General features: G+C 67.0%; 26 protein-coding genes and 1 pseudogene. 13 read left to right on the top strand and 14 right to left on the bottom strand.

The window, feature by feature from the left end:
• The first annotated feature begins 38 nt into the window (after positions 1–38).
• Both AWU67_RS13535 and AWU67_RS13530 read left to right on the top strand, forming a co-directional pair.
• On the top strand, positions 39–692 hold the full coding sequence (locus AWU67_RS13535; protein ID WP_129586721.1) for a TetR family transcriptional regulator: 654 nt from the start codon (positions 39–41) through the stop codon (positions 690–692).
• 45 nt (positions 693–737) lie between these two features.
• A complete protein-coding gene (locus AWU67_RS13530) occupies positions 738–2,450 on the top strand; it encodes an MDR family MFS transporter (RefSeq protein WP_067230091.1) in 1,713 nt (570 codons plus the stop codon).
• 81 nt (positions 2,451–2,531) lie between these two features.
• On the opposite strand, the gene AWU67_RS13525 is transcribed toward AWU67_RS13530, so the two are convergent.
• A complete protein-coding gene (locus tag AWU67_RS13525; protein ID WP_082716998.1) occupies positions 2,532–3,503 on the bottom strand; it encodes a methyltransferase family protein in 972 nt (323 codons plus the stop codon).
• Between the two features lie 115 nt (positions 3,504–3,618).
• Positions 3,619–3,750 (bottom strand): hypothetical protein, encoded by a 132-nt coding sequence (locus AWU67_RS17850; RefSeq protein ID WP_257720945.1) that lies wholly within the window; start codon positions 3,748–3,750, stop codon positions 3,619–3,621.
• 145 nt (positions 3,751–3,895) lie between these two features.
• Here AWU67_RS17850 and AWU67_RS13520 point away from each other — a divergent pair, with 145 nt between their 5' ends.
• A complete protein-coding gene (locus AWU67_RS13520; RefSeq protein WP_129586720.1) occupies positions 3,896–4,255 on the top strand; it encodes a hypothetical protein in 360 nt (119 codons plus the stop codon).
• A gap of 503 nt (positions 4,256–4,758) precedes the next feature.
• Here AWU67_RS13520 and AWU67_RS13515 read toward each other — a convergent pair.
• The 3 genes from AWU67_RS13515 to AWU67_RS17845 form a co-directional block, all read right to left on the bottom strand.
• Positions 4,759–5,199, bottom strand: a complete 441-nt coding sequence (locus AWU67_RS13515) for a MarR family winged helix-turn-helix transcriptional regulator (RefSeq protein ID WP_067230085.1) — start codon at positions 5,197–5,199, stop codon at positions 4,759–4,761.
• Between the two features lie 389 nt (positions 5,200–5,588).
• Positions 5,589–6,182, bottom strand: coding sequence for a helix-turn-helix domain-containing protein (locus AWU67_RS13510; protein WP_067230081.1), 594 nt, complete (start codon positions 6,180–6,182; stop codon positions 5,589–5,591).
• A 50-nt stretch (positions 6,183–6,232) separates the two neighbouring features.
• The gene (locus AWU67_RS17845; RefSeq protein ID WP_257720943.1) at positions 6,233–6,358 is read right to left on the bottom strand and encodes a hypothetical protein; all 126 of its coding nucleotides are present in this window, start codon (positions 6,356–6,358) and stop codon (positions 6,233–6,235) included.
• A gap of 60 nt (positions 6,359–6,418) precedes the next feature.
• Here AWU67_RS17845 and AWU67_RS13505 point away from each other — a divergent pair, with 60 nt between their 5' ends.
• Positions 6,419–6,670 carry a hypothetical protein gene (locus tag AWU67_RS13505; protein WP_067230078.1) on the top strand — a complete coding sequence of 84 codons (252 nt, stop codon included), beginning with the start codon at positions 6,419–6,421 and terminating at the stop codon, positions 6,668–6,670.
• Positions 6,671–6,679: 9 nt separating this feature from the next.
• Here AWU67_RS13505 and AWU67_RS13500 read toward each other — a convergent pair whose 3' ends face one another.
• Positions 6,680–7,402 (bottom strand): winged helix-turn-helix domain-containing protein, encoded by a 723-nt coding sequence (locus tag AWU67_RS13500; RefSeq protein ID WP_067230075.1) that lies wholly within the window; start codon positions 7,400–7,402, stop codon positions 6,680–6,682.
• 645 nt (positions 7,403–8,047) lie between these two features.
• Positions 8,048–8,680, bottom strand: coding sequence for a uracil phosphoribosyltransferase (gene upp / locus AWU67_RS13495; protein ID WP_067230071.1), 633 nt, complete (start codon positions 8,678–8,680; stop codon positions 8,048–8,050).
• A 63-nt stretch (positions 8,681–8,743) separates the two neighbouring features.
• Between upp and tadA the strand changes: the two genes are divergently transcribed.
• Positions 8,744–9,214, top strand: coding sequence for a tRNA adenosine(34) deaminase TadA (tadA, locus tag AWU67_RS13490; RefSeq protein ID WP_067230069.1), 471 nt, complete (start codon positions 8,744–8,746; stop codon positions 9,212–9,214).
• Positions 9,215–9,897: 683 nt separating this feature from the next.
• On the opposite strand, the gene AWU67_RS13485 is transcribed toward tadA, so the two are convergent.
• Entirely contained in the window at positions 9,898–10,650 is a 753-nt protein-coding gene (locus tag AWU67_RS13485) for a glutamine amidotransferase (RefSeq protein ID WP_067230066.1), read from the bottom strand.
• A gap of 2 nt (positions 10,651–10,652) precedes the next feature.
• A complete protein-coding gene (locus AWU67_RS13480) occupies positions 10,653–11,621 on the bottom strand; it encodes a cation diffusion facilitator family transporter (RefSeq protein ID WP_067230064.1) in 969 nt (322 codons plus the stop codon).
• A gap of 70 nt (positions 11,622–11,691) precedes the next feature.
• Here AWU67_RS13480 and proC point away from each other — a divergent pair, with 70 nt between their 5' ends.
• On the top strand, positions 11,692–12,483 hold the full coding sequence (gene proC / locus AWU67_RS13475) for a pyrroline-5-carboxylate reductase (RefSeq protein ID WP_067230060.1): 792 nt from the start codon (positions 11,692–11,694) through the stop codon (positions 12,481–12,483).
• 152 nt (positions 12,484–12,635) lie between these two features.
• Here the strand turns inward: proC and AWU67_RS13470 are convergent, their stop codons facing one another.
• The 4 genes and pseudogenes from AWU67_RS13470 to AWU67_RS13455 all read right to left on the bottom strand — a co-directional run bounded on the left by AWU67_RS13470 (position 12,636) and on the right by AWU67_RS13455 (position 16,252).
• On the bottom strand, positions 12,636–13,415 hold the full coding sequence (locus AWU67_RS13470) for a TIGR00645 family protein (RefSeq protein ID WP_082716996.1): 780 nt from the start codon (positions 13,413–13,415) through the stop codon (positions 12,636–12,638).
• A complete protein-coding gene (locus AWU67_RS13465; protein ID WP_199922293.1) occupies positions 13,412–14,056 on the bottom strand; it encodes a TIGR00645 family protein in 645 nt (214 codons plus the stop codon). The genes AWU67_RS13470 and AWU67_RS13465 overlap by 4 nt, the downstream gene beginning before the upstream one ends.
• A gap of 102 nt (positions 14,057–14,158) precedes the next feature.
• Positions 14,159–14,830 (bottom strand): potassium channel family protein, encoded by a 672-nt coding sequence (locus AWU67_RS13460; protein ID WP_067230058.1) that lies wholly within the window; start codon positions 14,828–14,830, stop codon positions 14,159–14,161.
• Positions 14,823–16,252 (bottom strand): annotated as a pseudogene (locus AWU67_RS13455) (TrkH family potassium uptake protein). The gene AWU67_RS13460 and the pseudogene AWU67_RS13455 overlap by 8 nt, the downstream one beginning before the upstream one ends.
• An 88-nt stretch (positions 16,253–16,340) precedes the next feature.
• Between AWU67_RS13455 and AWU67_RS13450 the strand changes: the two are divergent.
• From AWU67_RS13450 to AWU67_RS13435, 5 genes are all read left to right on the top strand, one after another.
• Positions 16,341–16,787 (top strand): ArsR/SmtB family transcription factor, encoded by a 447-nt coding sequence (locus AWU67_RS13450; protein WP_067230054.1) that lies wholly within the window; start codon positions 16,341–16,343, stop codon positions 16,785–16,787.
• 400 nt (positions 16,788–17,187) lie between these two features.
• Entirely contained in the window at positions 17,188–17,382 is a 195-nt protein-coding gene (locus AWU67_RS13445; protein WP_067230050.1) for a helix-turn-helix domain-containing protein, read from the top strand.
• Positions 17,383–17,472: 90 nt separating this feature from the next.
• Positions 17,473–17,571, top strand: a complete 99-nt coding sequence (locus tag AWU67_RS17015; RefSeq protein ID WP_003792170.1) for a 30S ribosomal protein bS22 — start codon at positions 17,473–17,475, stop codon at positions 17,569–17,571.
• A gap of 153 nt (positions 17,572–17,724) precedes the next feature.
• Positions 17,725–17,994, top strand: coding sequence for a glutaredoxin family protein (locus AWU67_RS13440; protein WP_067230047.1), 270 nt, complete (start codon positions 17,725–17,727; stop codon positions 17,992–17,994).
• Entirely contained in the window at positions 17,991–18,299 is a 309-nt protein-coding gene (locus AWU67_RS13435; protein WP_067230044.1) for a Dabb family protein, read from the top strand. The genes AWU67_RS13440 and AWU67_RS13435 overlap by 4 nt, the downstream gene beginning before the upstream one ends.
• A 79-nt stretch (positions 18,300–18,378) precedes the next feature.
• On the opposite strand, the gene AWU67_RS13430 is transcribed toward AWU67_RS13435, so the two are convergent.
• Complete coding sequence (locus AWU67_RS13430; protein ID WP_067230040.1) at positions 18,379–18,771, bottom strand: SHOCT domain-containing protein; 393 nt, start codon at positions 18,769–18,771, stop codon at positions 18,379–18,381.
• A 247-nt stretch (positions 18,772–19,018) separates the two neighbouring features.
• Here AWU67_RS13430 and AWU67_RS13425 point away from each other — a divergent pair, with 247 nt between their 5' ends.
• Both AWU67_RS13425 and AWU67_RS13420 read left to right on the top strand, forming a co-directional pair.
• A complete protein-coding gene (locus AWU67_RS13425) occupies positions 19,019–21,364 on the top strand; it encodes an arylsulfatase (protein ID WP_067230037.1) in 2,346 nt (781 codons plus the stop codon).
• A gap of 54 nt (positions 21,365–21,418) precedes the next feature.
• Positions 21,419–22,363 (top strand): HAD family hydrolase, encoded by a 945-nt coding sequence (locus tag AWU67_RS13420; RefSeq protein ID WP_067230034.1) that lies wholly within the window; start codon positions 21,419–21,421, stop codon positions 22,361–22,363.
• Positions 22,364–22,381 lie beyond the last annotated feature (18 nt).

Below are 22,381 nucleotides of genomic sequence, written 5' to 3'. Positions count from 1 at the left end.
TTTTGCACTCCGGACAGATTCGTGCATAATTGCACTTCGTGTCTGAGAGTGCAAAAAGTGTGCCGGATGCCGCCGCGCCAGGCCTGCGTGAGCGGCGCATGGAGCGCACCCGCCGGGATCTCACCAGTCAGGCCCGCCTCCTCACGGTCGAACACGGCCTGAATGGTTTCACCGTCGAGGAGCTCTGCGAGATCGTCGGCGTCTCGCGCCGCACCTTCTTCAACTACTTCCCGTCGAAGGAAGAGGCGGTCATCGGCCACCGCGACGACGGCCTGGACGGTGAGGCGCTCACCGCGTTCATCGAGGCCCGCCCCGCCGACTGCGTCGGAATCTCCCCGACGTTGCTGGATGACCTGCTCGACATGGTCATCGTCAGCCTCGGTCAGTTCCGCGCAGAGGGCGGCGATCTGACGACCCCGGAGGCCGTGATCGCCCGCGAGCCCCAGCTGCTCGGCAAGTTCCTCCGCGAGGGTGCAGAGATGGAGCGCCTGCTCGCCAGCGTCATCTCCACCCGCGAGGGGTTGCCAGAGGGTGACCCCGTGGCCGAGATGACCGTGGCGGTACTGACTGCCATCGTGCGCCGGGCCGCCTCGCTCTACTTCCGGCCGGACAACACCGAAGAGTTCACGACACACCTGAAGAGCTCGGCGGACGCCACCACCGCCCTCTTCGCGGCTGCGCTCGGTCGCTAGCCAGCCGCCCCGCATCAGTTCCCCACGCCACGACGAAAGAAGCGAATGACCGCCGCATCAACCGAGCAACCACTGCTGCTCACCCAACGACGAATCTGGATCATCTTCGGCGCCCTCATCGCCGGCATGATGCTCTCCAGCCTCGACCAGACCATCGTCTCCACCGCCATGCCCACGATCGTCGGCCAGCTCGGCGGCGTCGAGCACCAGGCCTGGATCACCACGGCCTACCTACTGGCGACCACCATCGTCATGCCGATCTACGGCAAGTTCGGTGACGTGCTCGGCCGCCGCAACCTGTTCCTCATCGCGATCGCGCTGTTCACGCTGGCCTCCATCGGGGCCGCCTTCGCCGGCGACTTCTGGACCTTCGTCACGTTCCGCGCCATGCAGGGCCTCGGCGGCGGCGGTCTGATGATCCTCTCCCAGGCGATCATCGCCGACATCGTCCCGGCCTCCGAGCGCGGCAAGTACCTCGGCCCGCTCGGCGCCATCTTCGGCCTCTCCGCCATCGCCGGTCCGCTGCTCGGCGGCTTCTTCGTCGACCACCTCACCTGGCAGTGGGCGTTCTACATCAACATCCCGATCGGAATCGCGGCGTTCGCGATCGCCTGGTTCGCACTGACGATTCCGAACAAGAAGGCGACGAAGCGCGTCGACATCGCCGGTGTAGTCACCCTTTCGCTGGCCACGACGTTGCTCATCTTCTTCACCGACTTCGGCGGCAAGTCCGACTTCGGCTGGGACGCCCTCGAGACGTGGATGCTCGGCGCCGGATTCCTCGCCGCCGTCGCGGCCTTCGTCTGGGTCGAGTCGCGCGCCGAAGACCCGATCATCCCGCTCGGCCTGTTCCGCAACCCGATCTTCATCAACGCGACCGCCATCGGCTTCACCCTCGGCCTCGGCATGTTCTCGGCCATCGCCTTCGTGCCGACGTTCCTGCAGATGTCCTCCGGTGCCTCCGCCGCGGCATCCGGCCTGCTCATGCTGCCGATGATGGTCGGCATGATGGGAACCTCGATCTGGTCGGGACTGGCGATCACCAAGACGGGCAAGTACAAGCTGTACCCGATCGTCGGTGCGCTGGTCACCGCCGCCGCCATGGTCGCCATGACCTCGCTCGCGGCCACCACCCCGATCTGGCTCATCTGCGTCTACCTGTTCGTCTTCGGCGCCGGGCTCGGCCTGATCATGCAGGTCGTCGTCCTGGTCGTGCAGAATGCCGTCGACCCCGACATGGTCGGCACCGCCACCAGCACGAACAACTACTTCCGTGAGGTGGGTGCATCGCTCGGTGTCGCCATCTTCGGTGCGATGTTCGCCTCGCGCCTCTCCGAGAAGCTCACCGCGATCTTCACCGACTCGGGTGCGGCGGATGCCGGCAACGCGACGGCGACGCTGGACCCGCAGACCCTCGCCACGCTGCCGGACCCGGTGCGCGACGCCATCGTCACCGCCTACGCAGACTCGCTGGCGCCGGTGTTCTGGTACCTGATCCCGTTCATCCTGATCGCCTTCGTGTTCGCGCTGTTCCTCAAGCAGGTGCCGCTCTCAGACCAGGCCGGCATGGTTGCGCGTGGCGAGGCCATCAGTGGTCCAGAGGCCGACGCGCTCGAGGCCGCACAGCGCGCCAGCAAGGCAGCGGGCACCGACGCGGTCGACAGCGCGGAGCCCGTCAGCGTCAGCACCGGCTCGATCGCGACGGCCACCGGCGCCGACGACGACTTGCCGGCAGCCGGCGAGCCCCAGCGGGTCTAGCCCCGGCCCGGCACCCCGTGCCGAGATGACAGTTGAGCGTGTTCCCGCAGCCAGGGGACACGCTCAACTGTCGTCTCGGCGCTAGTCCGTCGCTGCGGGCACCGGCACCGGCCGGAGCCGCGGCAGCCAGCACGCCACCTGGCGGCGGTAGGCGACGAAGTCGGCGCCGAACCGGGACTCGAGATCGGCCTCCTCGAGCGGGCGCACGACCCAGTTCCACAGCAGTGAGCCGCAGAGCGCGTAGACCACGACGAGCCAGGAGCCCGCGATCAGCCCCACTGCGACGCCCTGCGCGATGCCGGCGACGGCCATCGGGTTCCGCACGTACCGGTAGGGCCCGGCGATCACCAGCCTGTGCGGCATTGCCGACGGCAGGGGAGTTCCCTCCCCACGGGTCGACATGGTGAAAGCGGCCCAGAGCCCGAGCCCGCTCGCGGCGACCACGAGCATCAGCCCGATGAGGCGCACGGCGGCGGGCAGCGCGATGTCCAGCTGCCAGCGCGCCTCCACGAGCACGATGGCCGCGGGCAGAACGACGAGGAACAGGCCCCAGAACACGACGATCTGAGCGCCGGTGCGGCCGAGATGGCCGAGTCTCCCCGCGGGGCGGGCGAGCCGGAATCCGAGCGGCCCGACAAGGAGACGCTCGGCCGGAATCCACCCCATCGTGACGAGCAACCCGGCGGCCGTGCTGCCGAGCATCGCGGCGATCATGAGCAGGGCACCCCAGCCGGCGAGCCCGGTGATGGTGGCGTACAGCGCCATCCCGGCGGACACGAGGGCGGTCCAGGGCAGGAGCACCCAGAGCGCCGCGCGGGAGCCGGCGGCGGCGAGGGCGGATGCCACGACGAACAGCGGAACGTCGAACACGGCGATGGCGACGGCATCCAGCTCGCCGAGGGTCGCGGTGCGCACCACGTCTGAGGTGAAGACGCCGAGCCACCACAGGGCCCCGGCTATGGCCTGCGCCGCGAAATACGCCCGGCCGAGGCGCGCGCCGCCCCGGAACCCGGCGGTGAATGGGTTCAGGCTGGCACGAACGGCGGTCGGCATGGGCCCAGCCTAGGGCCGGCCCCGCGCGGATTCAGCGCACGCGGACACACAGCGACCCGGGTCGGCGCCGTGCGGCATCCGACCCGGGTCGTCTCGACGTGTGGGGTAGTTGGGGCTAGCTGTGGCCCTTGCGCTGCTTGATGAATCCGGACTCGGACTTCTCTTCGCGCTTGGCCGCCCGCTTGTCCTTCAGCGACGCCTGCGGGGCCTTCTTCGCGTTATTGCCCTTGGGAGACTTATCTGCCATGGAACATCACTCCTTCTCCTCGGTCGGTGAGCTTCCGAAGACCATAGCCCATTCCCTGTACGAAAGCATCTCGTATCTGACCAGCAAAAAAGCTGCCGAAAGTTGCTAGGGTGGGCGGTTACGGTTCACGAGAGAGGAGTACGTTGTGGACGCATTTTTGAAACGAGTGGAGTCGCTCACCAGTGAGGAGATTGCGCTGATCGCATCCGCACAGGCCGCAGCGCAGCGCACCGCTCGCGGATCCGCCTACCGACAGGGGCGTGAGCACGTCGCCCGCCTCGACGAGGGCGGCACCGTTGCGGCACGCATCGAGGAGAGCTTCCTCAGCGCCGTGCGGGAATCCGGCTTCACGGGCGAGAAGGTGCGCGCCCAGTCGGCCACGCGCTGGGCAGGGCTCGCCGCCGCGTTCCGCGCCGAACTCAGCTCGGACGAGTGCGAGGCGCTCGAATCCGCGTGGAAGGCCGGGCTCGCCCAGGCCGCCAGCGAGCTCGTCGCCGCCGGCTAGTCCGCCGTCGCGCCCGGCCGACGGCGCCGGCGAAGGGGTAGCCCGTCTGCTTCGGGCGGATGCCTCGTACTCCCCGAATCCGATGCTACCCGTTCGGGGGGTGCGAGGGTTACTATCGCTGTGTGCGCTCCCCTCGCGCGCACAGAGATCGCGTTGTCGCACCGGCCGTCCGGCCCCTGTGCACCGCCGCCGTCGCCGATTCGAGAGGCAGACAGGCTATGGAGCCCGAACTCCAGCAGTCAGCACACGACGTTGCGGCGCGCGCCTGGCGCAGGTGGCGAAAGGTGGCCCCGCCACGTTCTCGACGCCGCACCCAGCGCGCGGCTTTCCGCCCCACGATCGGGCATCCTCCGCGCCACGCGCCGGGATGCATCGCTACTCACCAGACAATGTTCGGGTTGCCTGTGTGAGAGGCATCCTGCAAGGGATTGCCGCGGTGGGGTGGGGGTAGGGCCTCCGCCCCACTGTTCATGTCGACCAGCTGTCCTGTCGGAGGGTGGGGCTCAGTCCTGGCCGTTGCGGAGCAGCTTCTCGCAGAGGGCCCGCAGCTGCTTGAGCTCGTCCTCGTCGAGTGCGCCGCCGACGCGCTGGGTGATCGAGTCCATGTGCGTGACGGCCACCCGGCGAAAGAGTTCGTAGCCGGCATCCGTCAGTACGATCACGGTGCCGCGGCCATCGGTGGGGTCGTGCTCCTTCGCGAGCAGCCCGCGGGCGGTCATGCGGTCGACCAGGCGACTGACGCTCGGCTGGGTGAGCAGCATCTGGCGGTTCAGCTCGCGCAGGCGCAGCCGGTGCTCCGGATGCAGCGACAACGTGAACATGACGTCGTACTCGTTGAGTGAGACCTCGCGCGAGGGAAACTCGCTCGCCAGGGTGCGCATGACGCTCACCTGTGCCCGGAACAACGCTTCCCACGCGGCAACCGCGTCGGCCTTCTGGCTCATTTCGCCTCCCCAGCACAAGGATAGGCAGTCGGGGCGCCCGGTATGTAACCGGTGGGCGGGTCGGCCGGGATCCCGTGCCGAAGTCCGCTTCTCAAGGTGCCCGTTAACGTGCTGAGGGCCGGTCGTTGAGGCTAACGACCGGCCCTCTCCCTTTGCACCAAGAGTGTCCTGCAATCACATTCTGCGCCAGCTGCCACAGCAAACAACTGGCGCTCTCCGAATATATAACGAAGGGGTAACGAAAGCTAGTTATCGGATCGTTATTTTTCCTGCGAGTTTCCAATGACCGTTTCTGGCATCGATTCTCAACGAGGATGCCCGCCATTGCGCGCATCCTTCGGCCGGGCGAGACGAGCAGGATCGCGCGCTCGTCCCATTCCGCCCGCAGCTCACGGACCCGCAACCCCTGTGCTGCGGGCGCGCAGATGGATGCGCTCGCCCTGTGTGCCGAACATGCTGAGGATCTCGACGGCACCGGTTCCCGTCGACCCGAACCAGTGCGGGTTCCGGGTGTCGAACTCGGCAGCCTCTCCCGGGCCGAGCACGATGTCGTGCTCGCCCAGCACGAGCCGCAGGCGGCCGGAGAGCACGTACAGCCATTCGTATCCTCCGTGCACCTTGAGTTCGACGGCCCGCTCGGTTGCGGGGATCAGGACCTTGTAGGCCTGCGGTTCGCCCTGGTGCTGAGAGAGCGGGGTGAGCATGCGCCCGTCGGATCGTGTTGATCTCTGCGGAACGCGGGGGTCCTCGACCCTCGGGGCCGTCACGATCTCGTCCAGCGGAACCATCAGCGCCGCCGCGATCGGAAGAAGTAACTCGAGGCTGGCTTTCCGCTGCCCGGATTCCAGCCGGGAGAGGGTGCTCTTCGAGATCCCGGTCGCGGCAGCGAGCTCGGCCAGGGTCAGGTTCTTCTTCTGTCGGATGCGGCGCAGACGCGGAGCTATCTGCTCCAGCTCGGTCGTGACTCTGAGGGTGGCGCTCATGCCCCCATCGAAGCAGCGTGTTCCTGTTTCGGCAACAAACTTCCCAGAATTCACGCCGTGGGTGTCATCGTGAACGCCGAGGAGATGACCATGACGAACACGGCACACCACGACGTAATCGTTCGGGTGCGGCCGCTCTCGCCGTCACCGGCCGGCTCCTCGAGAAAGACCTCCACCCGGCGTCCGCTGGCTGAGCAGCCGATGTCACGCCGCACACCCAAGGAAAGGCACACGCCATGTCACACACTGTTCCCCAGTCGCCTGGAACCCAGCGCCCACCGTCGATTCACGCACGGGCGCTGATCACCTGGCTGGCGATCTTCCCCCTCGTCACCGTCGGTTTCTACGCGATCGAGCCGTTCGCGAGCGACTGGAATCCCGTCCTCCGCGCGCTCGTGCTCTCGATCGTCGTCGTGCCGCTCGCCGTGTACCTCGTCGTGCCGCAGCTCATGCGTGCGTACCAGGGCGTCCGTGCTCGCCGAAGCTGAGCCCGTGTCCTAGAAGAAGTCGGGGCTGGGCGTCGAGGCCTGCCGGATCGACACGTCCGCGTGGCGGTCGAAGCGGTAGCCGACGCCGCGCACGGTGCGCACGATGTCCTCGTAGCCGCCGAGCTTGGAGCGCAGCCGGCGCACGTGCACGTCGATGGTGCGCTCGTTGGGCGACTCGTCCTCGTCGGCGCTCCACAGCGAACTGATGAGCTCGGCGCGGTCGATGGTGCGACCCTCGCGCAGCACCAGGTACTGCAGCAGCTCGAATTCCTTGTAGGTGAGCGCGGCGGCGTCGCCGTCGAGCAGCACGCGCTTGCGGCTGATGTCGACGATCACGCCGGCCGGGTGGCGGTCGGCATCCGGCTCGTCGAGCTGGCGGTGCTTGGCCAGGGCGGCCGGGTCCTGCAGGGCGAGGCGCACGACGTCGACGTCGCGACCGCCGGAGCCCTGCGGCGCGAGAGCGACGGCGGCGTAGGTCTGGGCGCTCGGGGCGAGTTCGGCGGTGAGCTGCTTGATGGCCTCGACGAGGCGGTGCAGGCTGGTGCCCTCCGCGGCCGCCTTGGCCTCGTCGATTCCGACGTAGAGCACGAAGCCGCGGGCTTCGGTGCCCTCGGGCACGGCGCGAATGCGGGGGGCGGGGGCGACGGCGCTCGGGGCGGGGGCGAGCGAGAGCTCGGCGCGGGCGGGCCGGGTGGCGGTGAGGGGAGCGGGGGAGAGCTGTGCGATCGACATGAGATGTCCTTCTGATGATGTGAGACGCGTAGAACCCCGCGCAGACACGCCACCGGCGACCCTACGGAGGGTCCAGCGGGTCGGCGTTCATTGGCGACCTGAGGTTCGAGAACGAAGCAGCGAGGCTGCGGGCGAGACGGCGTTCAGAGGCCGTCGCCGGTTCGAAGCCGTCCGTGTGCGGGGCTCCGGGAGTTCGTCTGATGGGCGCGTGGCTCGATCAGAGCGTTCTCGACTGTGGTTCGCGGGTCAGCGGCACATTCGACAGTACGGAGCGCTACCACCGGGCATCATCATCCCGGTAGTCCTCTGTGCCTCGAAGGAGGTCAGGGGGTGAGCGTTCGTTGTCATGGGTGTAGCTAAGCGAGTGTTACGCCGGGTGTCAATTCAGTGACGGAAAAAGACGCATTCCGACACGCATGGTGTGCGGCGTGCGATGGGCGCGACGGCATGATCCATGACGAGAGGCGATCTCGTCACAGATTCCTCGATGAAATACGAGTTCATCGGATTTTCGTTACGCGTAGCGCGTTCGGCGCGTTGCCGCGCGAAGAAACTGCAGTGTTACGACAGAGCCGCCACCGACCTGGCAATGCGCAGGACCGATGGCGGCGTGAACGGATGCCGCGGCATCCGTGAAAAAGGTGGTTAGACGGTGCCGTAGAGCCGGTCGCCGGCGTCGCCGAGGCCGGGAACGATGTAGCCGTGCTCGTTCAGGCGCTCGTCGAGGGCGCCGAGCACGATCGTGATCTCACGGCCGGCCATCGCCTTCTCTACAGCGGCCAGGCCCTCAGGGGTGCCGAGGATACAGATCGCGGTCACATCCTTCGCGCCGCGCTGGAACAGGAACTCGATGGCAGCGGCCAGCGAGCCACCGGTGGCGAGCATCGGGTCGAGCACGAAGCACTGGCGGTCGGAGAGGTCTTCCGGCAGACGCTCGGCGTAGGTGGTCGGCTCGAGCGTCTCCTCGTCGCGGGCCATGCCGAGGAAGCCGACCTCTGCGGTCGGGACCAGCTTGACCATGCCCTCGAGCATGCCGAGGCCGGCGCGCAGGATCGGCACGATGAGCGGCTTGGGGTCGCCGATGCGCACACCCTGGGTCTCGGCGACGGGGGTCTGGATGGTGACCGGTTCGACCCGCACATTGCGGGTGCCCTCGTAAGCGAGGAGGGTCATGAGCTCTTCGGTGAGTGAGCGGAACACCGGCGACGAGGTGTTCTTGTCGCGCAGCACCGTCAGCTTGTGCGTGATGAGCGGGTGGTCTGCAACGTGGACTCGCATAGGCTCAATCTTAGTTCGGCCGCGCCTCGGAATGAGTCGAAAACGGCTGTTCCGGAGGAGATCATGAGCCAGCGGGCCCTGCACAGCGAATGGATGCGGCGCGCCATCGCCGAGGCGAGGGCGGCACTGGCCACCAACGACGTGCCCGTCGGTGCCGTGCTGCTCGACGAGACGGGCTCCGTCATCGCCCTCGGCCGCAACGAACGGGAGCTGCTGAACGATCCAACCGCGCACGCCGAGATCGTCGCGATCCGGGCGGCGACGACGGCGCGGGGCGACTGGCGGCTGGAGGGCTGCACGCTCGTCGTCACCCTGGAGCCCTGCGTGATGTGCGCGGGCGCGATCCTCGCGGCCCGACTGCCCGTCATCGTGTTCGGCGCTTGGGACGAGAAGGCCGGGGCATCCGGCTCGGTCTACGACGTGCTGCGTGACCGCAGGCTGCAGCACCGCGTCGAGGTGTTCGCCGGCGTCGAGGAGGCCGAGTGCGCGGCGCTGCTCACCGACTTCTTCGCCGACCCGGCCCGCCGGCCCTAGCCTCGCGCGGGCTGCCCGCCTCCCCGTTGGCTCGAGGGAGCGCCAGCGACCGAAGCCAACAGTGCACGAGGTTCGGTTCCCGGTGGGGTCGGGGTCTCGATACGGCCCTGGCGGGCCTACTCGACCAGCGGGAGAGGGGCCGCCCCGTCGGTCGAGTAGCGGGAGGGGGCCTCCCCGTCGGTCGAGTAGCGAGGAACGAGCGTATCGAGACCTCGCACGAGGCTCGGTTCCTGGTGGTGTCGGGGTCTCGATACGGCCCTGGCGGGCCTACTCGACCAGCGGGAGAGGGGCCTCCTCGTCGGTCGAGTAGCGGGAGAGGGGCCGCCCCTGTCGGTCGAGTAGCGAGGAACGAGCGTATCGAGACCTCGCACGAGTGTCGGTTTTCGGTGGTGTCGGGGTCTCGATACGGCCCTGGCGGGCCTACTCGACCAGCGGGAGAGCCCCCCCCCCCCCGTTGGCTCGAGGGAGCGCCAGCGACCGAAGCCAACAGCGCACGAGGCTCGGTTCCGGTGGTGTCGGGGTCTCGATACGGCCCTGGCGGGCCTACTCGACCAGCGGGAGAGGGGCCTCCCCGTCGGTCGACTAGCGAGGAACGAGCGTATCGAGGCCTCGCGCGGGCTGCCCTCTCCCCGTTGGCTCGAGGGAGCGCCAGCGACCGAAGCCAACAGCGCACGATGCCGGTACTACCCGGCGATGCCGTCGAGGTACTCGCTGAACATCCGCCGCGACGCCTGCTGCATCGCCGCGTTGTAGCGCTCGTTCTCTGCCCGCAGCGCGTCGGCGTCGATGCCCTCCGCGGCGAGCTCTCCCACACTGTCTGCCACCCAGCGCTCGTGCATCTCCGGCGTCACTTCGGGGTGGAACTGCACGGCCAGCGCCCAGTTGCCGATGCCGAATGCCTCGTTGCGGTACTCCGGTGAGCCGGCCAGCCGCGTCACACCCTCCGGCAGCTCGAACGTGTCGCTGTGCCACTGCATCACCGGAACGCCGGCGATGTGGCGCACGGGCGACTGCGCGCCCTCGACGGTCGGCTCGACGCTGCGGTAACCGATCTCGTTGCTGCCGCCCTTGAACACGGTGCCGCCAAGAGATTCCGCCATCAGCTGGGCGCCGAGGCAGACGCCGAAGACCGGCCGCTCCGCGTCGATCCGGGCGCGGATCAGCGCGATCTCGTCGGCGAGGTAGGGGTGCTGCTCGCTCTCGTAGACACCCATGTCGCCGCCGAGTACCACGACAAGGTCGGCCGCGGCCGGGTCGACGGCGGCGAAGTCGGCGCCCGGGGTGTCGAGCACCGTCAACGCGTAGCCGTGTTCGCGCAGCACCGGCTCCAGATTGCCGAGGTGAATCGTCTCATCGTGGCGCAGCACGAGCGCCGTGCGCAGCCGCGCGGCCTCGCCAGCGGCATCCGGGGTCTGGGTCTCGCCCGTGGCGGCCATGGCTACTCGAGTCCCTTGATGACGATGGTGTCGGTCGGCGGGTTCGGGCCGTTGAACTTCGAGAAGACGTCGGGCTCCAGGTAGATCACCCGGGCGATCGGCACGGCCACGCGGATGCGGGCCTCGATCGCGTCGATGTCGTGCGCGACGTCAGAGAAGCGCTTGCCGGCCGGGAAGGCGATCTTGGCGCCGACCAGCAGCTCATCCGGGCCGAGGTAGAGGGTCTTCATGTGGATGATGCCCTCGTGCTCCGTGCCGGCCAGGATCGCGTCCTCGATGGCGGCGGCATCCGCGGGGTTCGCGCCCTCACCGACGAGCAGGCTCTTCGTCTCGATGCCGAGCACCACGGCGACGGCGATGAGGAGCACACCGATGAACAGCGTGCCGATGGCGTCGTAGATGCCGTCGCCGGTGATGGCGGTGAGGCCGACTCCGATGAGGGCGAAGACCAGACCGCAGAGGGCAGCGACGTCCTCGAGCAGCACGACGGGCAGCTCGGGCGCCTTGGAGTGGCGGATGAACGCCACCCAGCCCTGCTTGCCACGCACCAGGTTGCTCTCGCCAACGGCGGTGCGCAGAGAGAACGACTCCAGCACGATCGCGACGAGCAGCACGACGATCGGCAGCCACCACCAGGCGGGGTCGAGCGGGTGGGGGTCCTGCAGTTTGCTGACGCCCTCGTAGAGCGAGAAGACACCACCGACCGAGAACAAGATGATCGAGACGACGAAGGCGTAGACGTAGCGCTCCCGGCCGAAGCCGAACGGGTGCTCGGCGTTCGCCTTGCGCTTGGCCTTGCGGCCGCCGAGTAGCAGGAGCAGCTGGTTGCCGGCATCCGCGATGGAGTGTACACCCTCGGCGAGCATCGAGGACGAGCCCGAAAGGGCCGCCGCGATGAACTTGGTGATGGCGATACCCGTATTTGCGAGGAAGGCCGCGATGATCGCCTTGTTTCCACCCGATGCACTCATGGAGCAATCCTAGGATGGTGGCGTGACCACTACACACCTGCCAGCAATCACTTTCCTTGGCGCCGGATCGATGGCCGGTGCCGTCATCGCGGGCCTGCTGAAACCAGAGGTCGTCGTCGCCGGCGGCATCCGCACCACCAACCGCAGCGCGGCCAAGGCGGCCGAGTCCGCCGCGCTGGAGGGCGTGACCGCGTTCGCGACCGAGAACGACCCCGACGCAAACCGGGCGGCCGTGCGCGGCGCGCAGATCGTCGTCGTCGCGGTGAAACCAGCCATGGTGCCCGACCTGCTGCGTGAGATCGCGGATGCCGTGGAGCCCGGCACGCTGGTTATCAGCGTCGCCGCCGGCGTCACCATCGCCACCTTCGAGTCGTTGCTGCCGGAGGGCGTCGCGGTGATCCGCAGCATGCCGAACACGCCGGCCGTCGTCGGCCGCGCCGTCACGGGCCTCTCTGTAGGCACGCGCGCCTCCGATGAGCAGCTGGCGCTCGCCGTCGGCCTGTTCGAGACCGTCGGCTCGGTGCTGGTGATCCCGGAGGAGCAGATCGACGCGCTCAGCACCATCTCCGGCTCCGGACCCGCCTACGTCTTCTACCTGATCGAGCAGCTCACGGCCGCCGCCGTGGCGAAGGGCTTCACGCCCGAGCAGGCCGCCCTGATGGTGAACGACACGTTCCTCGGCGCGAGCGAGCTGCTCGCCGCCTCCGGGGAGGAGCCGGCCGAGCTGCGCCGCCGCGTCACCAGCCCGAAGGGCACAACGGAGCGTGCCATCGCCGTGCTCGAGCAGGCCGGCCTGAGCACCCTGTTCGCCGAGGCGACGGATGCCGCGCTCGCCCGAGCCCGCGAGCTTGCCGCCGGCTAGCAGCTCTCGCCCAACGCCAGATTGTGCGCCTCCGAGCCACCTCATGTGGCGCGGAGGGCGACAAAGTGGCGCAGGACGCGCGGCCGCGCCGCGGCATCCGGGCAGCAGAAACGGCCTGGCGGCGTGCCCGCCAGGCCGTTGTGCGTTGCGTCTTAGGCGCGGGGGGAGGCTCCGACGAGCTCGGGCTCCTCTGTCGTGTCGGCGGCCTCGGTCTCCGCGGCAACGGTCGATGCGGCACCAGGCTCCTGTGCGTCGATGTGCTGGGCACCGGTTTCATCGACCTCGCCCTCGGCGGCCAGGTGGGCGATGCCGAGCTGACGCTCCTTGATCAGCAGGCGGCGGTTGCGGGCCGCGTCCTTGTTGTGCCACCGGTCGATCCAGGCGAGCCCGAGGGCGGAGAGGATGAAGATGGTGTGGATGGCGACCTGCCAGAACACGCCGGCCTCTGAGTAGACCTCGCCGGTGAGGTTCTCCACCTCTTCCGCGCCGAGGTCGTTCACCTCGATGAACGTCTTCAGCAGGTGGATCGACGAGATGCCGATGATCGACATGGCCAACTTCGTCTTGAGCACGTTCGAGTTGACGTGGGAGAGCCACTCCGGGCGATCCCGATTGTCATCGAGGTTCAGCTTCGAGACGAACGTCTCGTAGCCGCCGATGATGACCATGATCAGCAGGTTCGCGATCATGACGACGTCGATGAGGCCGAGCACGCCGAGCATGACGACGGCCTGCTCCGCCTTCCGCGGGTCAGAGACGACGTGCTCCGCGAGGTGCAGCAGCTCGCCCATGAACTGCAGGACGTAGAGCAACTGGGCGACGATGAGGCCCAGGTAAAGGGGGGCCTGCAGCCAGCGGCTGAGGAAGATCAGGCTGCCGACGGAGTTTGTCCAGCGGGATCCGATGTCGGGGGTGGGTGTTGCGGGGTTCATCGGATGCCTGCCTCGGTCTCTTCGATTACAAGTTCGCGTTCTTCAAAATCGGCCATCGCGCCCCACCGGTCGATCCAGGCCAGGCTGATCGCGGAGACGATGAAGATCGTGTGGATGATCGACTGCCAGAGCACGCCGGACACGGTGTAGGTCTCGGTGGCGCCGTGCGCTGAGCTGCCGCCGAGGTTGGAGACCTCGATGAACGTCTTCAGCAAGTGGATGGAGGAGATGCCGACGATCGACATTGCGAGCTTGGTCTTCAGCACATTGGCGTTGACCTGGCTCAACCACTCCGGCCGGTCCTGCGACTCGCCGGTGTCGATCTTGGAGACGAATGTCTCGTAGCCGCCGACGACGACCATGATGACGAGGTTCGCGACCATGACGACGTCGATCAGTCCGAGCACGCCGAGCATGACCGAGTTCGCGTCGATGTCCATCGGGTCGGAGAGCACCGCTTCGCTCATGCCGATCAGCTCATTGATGAACACGGCGGCGTAGAGCCCCTGCGCGACGATCAGCCCCAGGTAGAGCGGCGCCTGCAGCCAACGGCTGAGAAAGATGAGGTAGCCAATGGCGTTCGCCCAGCGGGCGAGAGGGTTTTTACGGCGGGCAGTACTGGGGACTTCAGGGGCATTCACTTACCCAATTATGGGCGCATTTTCCCCAGCTGACATCCAGCCAGCACATAGCTAACGCACAGCTGAAGGCTGCCGATAGTGACTTCCTAGGTGCCTCGCTGCCTAGACGCCGAGGGCCGCGAAGCGCTCGAGATCTGCCTCGGTGCCGGAGGCGATGATGAGGTCGTGGTTGGAGATCACGGTGTCGGCGGTTGCGTAGGTGAACGGGCGGCCGGGGCTCTTCACGCCGACGACGGTGATGCGGTGCTTGGTGCGCACGCCGGAATCCGTCAGGGACTTGCCGCGGATCGGCTTCGGCGGGTACATCTTGACCAACGCGAAGTCGTCGTCGAACTCGATGAAGTCGAGCATGCGGCCGCTCACCAGGTGGGCGGTGCGCTCGCCGGCCTCCGCCTCCGGGTAGATCACGTGGTTGGCGCCGATGCGCTCCAGGATTTTTCCATGCGACTGCGAGATGGCCTTCGCCCAGATCTGCGGGATGCCGAGGTCGACCAGGTTCGCGGTGATCAGCACGCTGGCCTCGACAGAGGAGCCGACGGCGCAGACGGCGACAGAGAAGTCTTGGGCGCCGATCTGACGCAGCGCGTCGATCGATCGGGCGTCCGCCTGCACGGCGTGCGTCACGCGCTCCGCCCACTTCTGCACGAGGGCAGCGCTGTCGTCGACGACGAGCACCTCGCGGCCGAGCCGGTCCAACTGGCCGGCCGTGGCCGCGCCGAAACGGCCGAGGCCGATGACGAGAACCGGGGCGTCGTGTCTATTGCGGTCAACCAACGATTGGCCTTTCCTCAGGGCGTTTGAACAGCTGGCGGCGCTCACTGGATGCCAGGGCTGCCGCGAGTGTCACTGTACCAATCCGGCCCATGAACATGGTGGCAGCCATGATGTAGACGCCCTCGGGCGGGAGCTCGGCGGTGAGCCCCGTGGAGAGCCCGCAGGTGGCGAAGGCCGAGATCACGTCGAACAGCACATAGTCGAACGGTGCCTTGGTGATCTGCAGGATGGCGATGCTGGAGACGGCGACGATGGTCGCACCCCAGAGCACGACGCTGACGGCGAGGCGCAGGATGTCGCGGGGGATGCGGCGGCCGAATGCCTCCATCGACTCGTTGCCGCGGGCCTCCGCGAAGGCGGCCAGGAACAGCACGGCGAGCGTGGTGACCTTGATGCCGCCGGCGGTGGAGGCCGAGCCGCCTCCGATGAACATGAGCATGTCGCTGACCAGCAGGCTGGAGCCGTGCAGGTCGGCGATGTTGATCGTGGCGAAACCGCCGGAGCGGGTCATCACCGAGAGGAAGAACGCCTGGAAGATCGTCTCGGCCGCGCCATGGCCGCCGAACGTCTTCGGGTTGTCGAACTCGAGCAGGATGTAGAGCAGTCCGCCGGCGACCAACAGCAGGCCGAACGTCACGAGGGTGAGCTTCACGTGCACCGACCAGCGGCGGGGCCTGCGCCATCCGCGCACCAGGGCGTAGATCACCGGGAAGCCGATGGCCCGAGGATGACGCCCACCATGAGCGCTGAGAGGAAGAAGTAGTCGTCGGCCCAGGGCGTCAGCCCCTCCGGGTTCGGGTTGAAGCCCGTGTTCGTGAACGCCATGGCCGCGTAATAGAGGCTGTGCCAGGCGGCCTCGCCGACCTGCACGCCGACGGCGAGCATGCGTGGGAACAGCAGCAGCGCGACGACGGCCTCGATCACGAGGGCGCTCACCGCCACCGTCGCGAGCAGGTTGCCGACCTCGCCCAGGCGCACCGTCTGGCCCTCGTTGACCGGGCCGACGTGGATCCTGGACGGGTTGGTGTCGCTGGCGGCCAGCAGCTTGGCGCGCAGCCCGAGCCGGCGGCTGATGACCATGCCGAGGATCGAGGCCAACGTCAGCACGCCAATACCGCCGACGTTGACGCCGATGAACACCAGCACGTCGCCGAAGTCCGACCAGTGGGTGGCCATGTCCACGGTGGACAGTCCGGTGACACAGATAACGGACACGGCCGTGAAGAGTGCGTCGGGGAGCGGGGTCACCTGGCCGTTGGAGGCGGAGATCGGCAGCGAGAACAGCAGGGTGAACAGCATCACGAGCGCGGTGAAGATGAGGATCGCGAAGCGGGAGGGGGAGTGGCCGGCGAAGTGATCGATGCCGTCGCGGAGGCGCCCGGGCAGAGAGCTCAACCTGAGCGGTGCACGCTGTTGGCGCATCGCTGTTTGCATCAATTCCCCTTCACCTGACACGCGCTGTGTCGAATGGTCATGGTACTCCCCAAGGGGAGCGACTAGTTTTGATCTCATGGCGGACATCTTTGACGTGGTTGCAGACCCGACCCGACGCGACATCTTGGGCATCCTGTTGGCGAAGCACAACACCCGTTCGGATGCGGCAGGCGAGATCAGCGTTTCGGAGATCGTCGCGGAGCTCGGACTCAGCCAGCCGACCGTCTCGAAGCACCTCAAGGTGCTGCGCGAGGCCAGCCTCGTCTCCGTGCGCGAGGAGGGGCAGCACCGCTACTACCACCTCGACCACGCACCGTTGGAGGCCATCGAAGACTGGCTGATCCCCTTCCTGAGCGTCGACTTCGACGCCGTCGTGCGCGAGGGCGACTATGCGGATGCCGGCCTGAAGGACGAGCAGCGGGCGTTCGCGACCGCCATCGGCAAGGCATTCGCCGACACCTCCGTCAAGGTCAGCGCCGTCGTGAAGGATGTCGCGCCGAAGAAGTGGCGCCGCTACGAGTAGGTCCACCGCCGTCGATCGGGCCGTGCCGCTCGGTGAGCCACCCCGTTTGTTGAGCCACCCCGTTGGTTTGAGTCACCCCGTTAGGTGAGTCACCCGTTGGTTTGAGTCACCCGTTGGTTGAGTCACCCCGTCAGGTGAGCCACCCCGTTAGTTGAGCCACCCGTTGGTTGAGCTTGTCGAAACCGGGCACGCATCGGTAACTGTCCAGAGGTTTCCTTGGACTGGGCTGCCGCCTTTCGCGACGCTTCGCGTCGCGCTGTCGAAATCCCGGCTCTGGACAAGCCCGCGCCCGGGGCCTAGAGTTTCGTCACGCGCACGCGCCACTCGAGTCACATTCGTCGCACGAGCACCGCGCAGCGAGGGCCCACCCGGGGGCCCGCAGGGCCACGAGCGAGGATCCATGGCACCCGACCTTTCTGATGTGCGCTTTCTGACGGTCGCCGAGGTCGCCGCGATGATGCGCGTCTCGAAGATGACCGTTTACCGCCAGGTGCACGCGGGAGAACTGCCCGCGATCCGCTTTGGGCGTTCTTTCAGGGTGCCCGAGTCCGCCGTCCAAGAGGCCCTCCAGCACCACGTCGCGGGGCCCGGTTGAGAATTCGGCAAGAGAACCCCGTCGAATCCGGTAGACTGGCCACTTAGTTTCGGCTGCACTCGCAGTCATCCAAAATCTTGTGAGGTTTGTGTGGGTTCTGTAATCAAGAAGCGCCGCAAGCGTATGGCGAAGAAGAAGCACCGTAAGTTGCTTCGTAAGACTCGCCACCAGCGTCGCAACAAGAAGTAAGCCGGAGAGCTCACCGCTTCATTGGGTGAGCCCAGATGGCAGCGAGCGCTAGACCCTCGGGTCTAGCGCTTATTGCTGTTAATGGGCCAGTTTCGCCGGCCCTGCGCCCGGCACCGCACGCGGGGCGCTCAGGCCGCGAGCTAGGCTGGAACGGTGCCCACCCCCGTTCTGACACTCATCGGCAAGCCCGGATGCCACCTTTGCGACGACGCACGCGTGGTCGTCTCCGCGGTGCTGCAGCAGCTGGCGACCGAGTCGCCGGCCACCCCGGTCGACTTCGAGGAGAAGTCGATCCTGGAGGACGCCGCGCTGCACGAGCGCTTCGTCGAGGAGATTCCCGTCGTGCTGATCAACGGCGCGGTGCACAACTACTGGCGCATCGACCTGGTGCGCCTCAAGGCAGCCCTGCAGGAGGCGCAATGACCATTCGTCACATCGTGTCGTGGAGGCTCGCCGCGAGCGACCCCGCGCTCAAGGCAGCCCAGGCGGCCGAGATGAAGGCCGGGCTGGAGGGCCTGCGCGGCCAGATCGCCGGCATGAGCGCCATCGACGTCGGCATCAACGTGTTGAATCCCGGTGCGAACTGGGATGTCGTGCTCATCGCCGACTACGACGACGAGGCCGCACTCGCCGGCTACCAGGTGCACCCGGCGCACCTCGCCGTGACCGGATTTATCAAGCCGATCGTGGCCGAGCGCAGCTGCGTCGACTTCGAGCTCGGAGCCTAGACTCGCCCCCACGCATCCCGCGCCAACAAAAAACGCGCATGCCCCGGAGTCCGGGGCATGCGCGTTTTGTGTGGGAAGACTAGCCGGCGAGTGCCTTGGCCTTCAGCGCCTCGAACTCAGCCTGGTTGATGGCGCCGGAATCCAGCAGCGCCTTCGCCTTGTTGATCTCCTCGGCGGGGCTCGACGAGCCGGCAACCTGCTTGATGTACTGCTCGCTGGCCTTCTGAGCCGCGACGACATCCTTGGCCTGGCGCTCGGCCATGCCGCGGCCGCGGGCGATCAGGTAGATCAGCGCCGTGAGGAAGGGCACGAAGATCAGGAAGATGATCCAGAGGGCCTTCCACCAGCCGTTCAGCTTGTGGTCGCGGAACAGGTCACCGATGATCGCGAAGATCGCGAACAGGTAGGCGATGAAGGCGAATGCCCAGAAGAAGGCCCAGAGGACGTTCCAAAAGTTTTCCCAAATGCTCATGTTGCTTCCCCTCGTGGTGCTGTGACACGGCCCCGTATGGAAGTCGCTGCTCACAACTTAGCGTCGTTCTCCCAGCTTTCGCGAGGCTTTGTGCGGAATATGCCCCCTGAAAAGGGGGAAGTTGCCCTAGCGCTCTCCATTGCGCCGGGTCTAGATTGGCGTCCACGCGCCGCGCCTGCGGCGCCGCCGGCTGTGCGGTGGGGAAACAGCACGCACAACGGGCTTGTGCGATGTAGGGGAGACCACCATGGCCAAGGAATTCACTGGAGTCATCAAGCAGGATGTGCGGGACTCGACGTCCGACTGGGACGCCTTCCTCCCAGACAAGGCACCGAAGGGGGCGCCGAACGTGCTCGTCGTGCTCTACGACGACACCGGGCAGGCCGCGTGGTCGCCGTACGGCGGCCGCATCAACATGCCGACGATGGACCGGCTGGCTGCCGACGGCCTCACCTACTCACAGTGGCACACGACGGCGCTGTGCTCGCCGACTCGGTCGACCTTCCTGACCGGCCGCAACCACCACTCCAACGGATTCGCGACCATCTCCGAGTCTTCGACCGGGTTCCCCGGCTACAACTCCCACATCCCGCCGGAGAACGCCACGATGGCGAACATCCTCCGCGATGCCGGCTGGTCGACGTACTGGGTCGGCAAGAACCACAATGTGCCGATCGACGAGTGGACGGCGGGCGCCTCGAAGAAGAACTGGCCGCTCGGCCAGGGCTACGACCGCTTTTACGGATTCATCGGCGGAGAGACGAACAACTGGTACCCCTCGCTCGCCGAGGACAACCACTACATCGACCAGCCGTACCTGCCAGAGGACGGTTACCACCTCTCCAAGGATCTCGCCGACCAGGCCCTGAAGATGATCAGGGACTCCAAGCAGACGGAGCCGGACAAGCCCTGGTACATGTGGTTCTGCCCGGGCGCCAACCACGCCCCGCACCACGCGCCAGAGGAGTACATCGCCAAGTACAAGGGCCAGTTCGACGACGGCTACGAGGCCTACCGCGACTGGGTCGTGCCACGCATGATCGAGCGCGGGCTCCTGCCGGAGGGGACGACGTTCGGCGACATCAACCCGATGCCGGACGGCACGTTCAGCCCGACCGATGAGGTGCGGCCGTGGGCCGAGCTCAGCGAAGAGGAGAGGGCGATGTTCTCACGGATGGCCGAGGTGTTCGCCGGATTCTCGGAGTACACCGACGCGCAGGTGGGGCGCATCGTCGACTACCTCGAGGAATCCGGCCAGCTCGAGAACACGATCATCATCTACTGCGCCGACAACGGGGCCTCCGGCGAGGGCAGCCCGAACGGCTCCGTCAACGAGGGCAAGCTCTTCGGCGGCTATCCGGATGACGAGGCGCAGAACCTCACGATGGTCGACAAGCTCGGCAGCCCCGACACCTACAACCACTACCCGACCGGATGGGCGATGGGTTTCTCCTCCCCGTACAAGATGTTCAAGCGCTACACCTACCAGGGCGGGGTCTGTGACCCCATGGTGATCCACTGGCCGGCCGGCATCCGGGCCAAGGGAGAGGTGCGCAACCAGTACCACCACTCGACCGACATCGTCGCGACGATCCTCGACGTCTGTGGCGTCGAGATGCCACAGAGCTACAACGGGGTCGAGCAGAGCCCGCTCGCCGGGGTGTCGATGCGTTACTCCTTCGACGCGCCGGCGGATGGGTCGACGCAGAAGGAGACGCAGTACTACGAGATGTTCGGCAACCGTGGCATCTGGCACAAGGGTTGGAAGGCCGTGACGGTGCACGGGCCGGTGAGCGGCAAGGGCGATTTCGAGAACGATGTCTGGGAGCTCTACCACACGGACGTCGACCGCTCAGAGTCGACTGACCTCGCGGCAGAGCACCCGGAGAAGCTCGAGGAGTTGAAGGCCCTGTGGATGCGGGAGGCCGAGGCGAACCACGTTCTGCCGCTCAACGACCTGCAGGTGATCGGCAACCCCAAGGACTACGAGACGTTCCTCGGCATGGAGTTCAAGGTGCCGGTGCCCCCGAGCGGCCAGTACACCTACTATCCGGGCACGACGGAGATCCCGGAGCGCTCCGCGGCGAATGTGCACGGGGTCTCCTACAAGATCCTCGCCGAGCTCGACCTCACGGCCGACACGGAGGGTGTCATCTTTGCCCACGGCTCGCGGTTCGGCGGCCACGCCCTGTTCATCAAGGACGGCGAGGTGAGCTACGCGTACAACTTCCTCGGCATCCCGCCGGAGGACCGCATCTCGGCGCCGCTCAAGCTGACCGGCAGGCACATCATCGGTGTGGAGTTCACCAAGGAGCGGATGGGTGAGTACCGCGAGGGAGTTGGGCCGCTCAAGCTCTACATCGACGACCAGCTCGTCGCCCAGCAGGAGATCCGCACGGTTCTCGGCCACTTCTCGCTCTGCGGTGAGGGGCTCTGCATCGGCTACGACAGCGGTGACGCCGTCTCCAGCGCCTACACCGGGTCGCGGTTCGAGTTCACCGGCGGCACGATCGAGAAGGTCGTGTTCGACATCGGCGACGACGTGTACGTCGACGTCGAGGCGCACCTCGCGGCGGCGTACGCCCGAGACTGAGTGGCTCGTGGGGCCGCCTCAGCGGCGGCCCCACGGCATCCGAAAGGCAGGTCAATGTCTCAACCACTGCCGTCGTGGGCCGATTCGGCGACCACGCGGGGAATCATCGAGTTCGTGGAGCGGGTGAGCGGGGGCGGCGATGGGGCCGTTCCGGCCCCGGAGCGCGTTGCCGTGTTCGACAACGACGGAACGCTCTGGACCGAGAAACCGATGCCGACCCAGCTGCACTTCATCGTGCAGCAGTGGGCGGCCGCCGCCGCGGCCGACCCGGATCTGGCCGAGCACCAGCCCTACCTGGCGGCGGTGAGCGGCGACTTCGCCTGGCTCGGCGCCGCGCTCGACAAACACTACGACGGCGACGACAGCGATCTGCAGCTCGTGATCGGGGCCATTCTGGCGGCAACGGCGGGAGAGAGCGTCGTCGACTACGAGCGATCCGTGGCCGAGTTCTACCGCAGCGCGAAGCACCTGACTCTGGGCACGCCCTACCGTGACGCCGTCTACCGGCCGATGGTGGAGTTGTTGCGCTACCTGGAGGAGCACGGCTTCACCTGTTACATCATCTCTGGCGGCGATCGAGACTTCATGCGCCCCATCACAGCCGAGTACTACGGCATCCCACCCGAGCGGGTGGTCGGCTCCGCGGTCGGGCTGAGCTACGACGCAGACAGCGCCGAGGTGCGCTACGGCACGACGTTCGACTTCATGGATGACGGGCCGATCAAGCCCGTGCGCATCTGGACCCGCATCGGCCGGCGGCCGATCATGGCCGCGGGCAACTCCAACGGCGACATCGAGATGCTGCGCTACACGCAGGGCAGCCCCCATTCGCTCGCCCTCTTGATCCACCACGACGACACTGCCGATCGGGGCGACGCCGCCTACGACTCCGGCGCCGAGAAGGCGCTTGCCGCGGCCAAGGAACACGATTTCACGGTCGTCAGCGTGCGCGACGACTGGACGAGCGTGTTCGCCGCATCCGGCGCGGCGGACATGTAGTGGGCGCCGCCAGGGGGG

The sequence above is a fragment of the Microterricola viridarii genome (assembly GCF_001542775.1).
In the GTDB taxonomy this organism is placed as follows: Bacteria; Actinomycetota; Actinomycetes; order Actinomycetales; family Microbacteriaceae; genus Microterricola; species Microterricola viridarii_A.
This window is presented reverse-complemented; position numbering and strand designations above follow the sequence as displayed.